The sequence below is a fragment of the Clostridium sp. MCC328 genome (assembly GCF_018785465.1).
Lineage (GTDB): Bacteria > Bacillota > Clostridia > Lachnospirales > Lachnospiraceae > Pilosibacter > Pilosibacter fragilis.
The window spans coordinates 1-2,596 of record NZ_WQPW01000057.1; the positions used below are offsets into that span (position 1 = coordinate 1).

4 protein-coding genes are annotated in these 2,596 nt (G+C 45.8%); all 4 read left to right on the plus strand.

Features of this window, described 5'->3' with window-relative positions; genetic code table 11:
- Positions 1-200: hypothetical protein (locus GPK83_RS16880; RefSeq protein WP_252196305.1), on the plus strand; the 200-nt coding region annotated here is incomplete at its 5' end.
- An 811-nt stretch (positions 201-1,011) separates the two neighbouring features.
- On the plus strand, positions 1,012-1,407 hold the full coding sequence (locus GPK83_RS09450) for a hypothetical protein (RefSeq protein WP_015522049.1): 396 nt from the start codon (positions 1,012-1,014) through the stop codon (positions 1,405-1,407).
- 84 nt (positions 1,408-1,491) lie between these two features.
- Positions 1,492-1,647, plus strand: coding sequence for an SHOCT domain-containing protein (locus GPK83_RS17345; RefSeq protein ID WP_345941796.1), 156 nt, complete (start codon positions 1,492-1,494; stop codon positions 1,645-1,647).
- Between the two features lie 90 nt (positions 1,648-1,737).
- Entirely contained in the window at positions 1,738-2,568 is an 831-nt protein-coding gene (locus GPK83_RS09455; RefSeq protein WP_252196303.1) for a recombinase family protein, read from the plus strand.
- Positions 2,569-2,596: the final 28 nt, after the last annotated feature.

Genomic DNA, 2,596 nt, shown 5'->3' on the forward strand with positions numbered 1-2,596 from the left:
ATGATAATTACCTCTTTTCTCTATTGGATTTATTATATCTTATTAGCCACTACTGTTACAACGTTAGTATAGCACTTCAAGCTGACCGGGGAATCGGTAGAGGATACGGTCATCCGGCAGATGGAAATAGAAACCCTGCAGAAAGCAATGCAGTCACTCACCCCGGTGCAGAGAGAGCGGCTGCATTTTTATTTTTTTGAGGGCATGACATACCGGCAGATTGCAGCGAAAGAAGGGGTTGGAGAGAAGAACATCCGGGAGAGCATAAACGGTGCGGTAAAGAAAATAAAAAAATTTTTTGATTAATACCCCCTCAAAACGTGTTTTTCTGTGAGTACCTTATGAGAGGAACTTTTTCTGGACAGATGGTCTCTTCCGGGACTCCTCTCATGTCTCGTGTGTGGATACGACACAGGCAGACAAAACGCACCTTGAAAAATGCCGGATAGGAATACAGGACTCCGAGCGCAGGATGGAATCACGCCATATCCTGCCAGCCATATCCAGCAGTTCAGATACGTTAGCCGTTTCATGAGCCGTAACCGGGGCGCAGTGACACTCCTGCAGCAATCGGGCAGATGTTCTTTCTGCCAGCCATGCTGTGAAAAAGATCGCATCTAAGGAGCCGAGCGGGAAAGCCGGGGTACAGCCTGTCTGTGGTGGACAGGCGCGAAGAGGGGAATGGCCTATAATGATACACCTTGAGATTAGCCAGCACGCAGTGGTGGAGGTGAGATACCTGTGATGTCTGCCTGTCCGAGTGGCAGGGACCAAAGACAGTCTGGACTGACTGCCCATGAAATGCCGGCTTTGGGATTTTTTCTTCTCTGTTTTGGCGGCGTTTTGGTTCCGGGGAGTAGTGACGAATAGGGACAGACACTTTTTATTTATGAAGTGAAGGATTATGGCAGTAAGACTTAATTACAGAAACCATGCGGCGGAGGGGAACTTCCGCCGTATTCTTGTGGAGTTAAGAAAAGCTGAAAAATGGGGAATGGAGGAAAACAGGAGATGAAGAAAGAAGATACCGAAATGATGTTAAGGATTTTTGAAACGGAGAGGGCAGGATATGCCTATCTTTATCCGAGTGATGGAGGGGAGCGGAAAGAGGACTATATCTCGACCACGGCAGAAAATATCGCAAATTATATCGGCAGCCACATGTTTGAAGCCGAAAAGATCGTCATCACAGATATGTGTGACAGGCTGATATTAGATACCTGCGGCTATTTTATCAATAGCTGTCCCAATCAGGAATTCTGTAAGGAAATCCATCCGTTCTTAATCCCGATCCAGATGGGAGAAAAGGACGCGGGAGAGGTGCTTTCAGTCAGCAGGGATGTATCGGAACAGTATTTCCGGGAAGAAGATGAGGCTGCAACCATGGCTGAAATCGGGATGATGTAAAGGTGTTTCTTCTGGGCAAAAGTGTTTGGCTTGGGAGAATGAATTTAACGTTCTTAAATTGCGGGAGGAAAAAGGGAAAAGATGATGGAAGGCGGAGCGAATGAGGTGCGGTATAAGATTGCCGAATTTCTCTTAAAAAGGATGCATGAAGATAAGCTGTTAACCGAGGAAGAATGGGAAAAAATCCGGGTTTTGAATGTCAAGACTTTCTCCCCGGAATTAGCAAAAGTATATCTGTAATAACACTGGATATATAAAGGACTATGTGGTAGTGTATGTTGCTGACAGGGAGTGCAAACCCTTGAAAATACTGGGAAAGGAGAAAAAAGCATGGCAAAAAAAGTGACTGTCATAAAGGCAGCAAAAGCGCAGAAACATACACAGGAAGAACGCAGGCTGAAAGTGTGCGGATATGCCAGAGTCAGTACCGGCAGTCAGGCACAGGCAACTTCCTATACTGCACAGGTCGAGTACTATACGGAAAAAATCGAGAGCAACCCCCTGTGGGAGTTTGCAGGGGTGTATGCGGATGAAGGAATCAGCGGAACAAACGTAAAGCACAGGGATGAGTTCCAGATGATGATCGCAGACTGTGAGGATGGGAACATCGACCTGATCCTTACGAAATCCATCACAAGATTTGCAAGAAATACGGTGGAGTGCATCCAGACCATCCGAAAGCTGAAGGAGATTGGCGTTGGAATCTACTTTGAAAAAGAGAACATCAACACGCTGTCAGAAAAAAGCGAGCTGTTCATTACCATCCTGGCATCGGTGGCGCAGGGGGAATCAGAAAACATCTCAAGCAACAACCGCTGGGCGATACAGAAACGCTTTCAGGATGGAACCTATATCATATCCACACCAGCGTATGGCTATGGAAAAGATGAGGATGGAAATTTAGTCATCATAGAATCCGAGGCAGAAACCGTAAGGTGGATTTATGAATCCTACCTAAACGGCATGGGAGTGTATGTGATAGCAAAGGCACTGAACCAGAAAGGCATTCCGACAATCCGGGGTGCAGAAAAGTGGCAGGACGGGGTGATACAGGACATTCTGAAAAATCCGATTTATGAGGGAGATATGCTACAACAGAGGACATATACAGAAATGAAGTGCTATACTAACGTTGTAACAGTAGTGGCTAATAAGATATAATAAATCCAATAGAGAAAAGAGGTAATTA

Bases quoted from the DNA above. Each gene is read 5' to 3' on its own strand.
- GPK83_RS09450 (WP_015522049.1), top strand. From the start codon at position 1,012: ATGAAGAAAGAAGATACCGAAATGATGTTAAGGATTTTTGAAACGGAG.
- GPK83_RS09455 (WP_252196303.1), top strand. From the start codon at position 1,738: ATGGCAAAAAAAGTGACTGTCATAAAGGCAGCAAAAGCGCAGAAACAT.
- GPK83_RS17345 (WP_345941796.1), top strand. From the start codon at position 1,492: ATGGAAGGCGGAGCGAATGAGGTGCGGTATAAGATTGCCGAATTTCTC.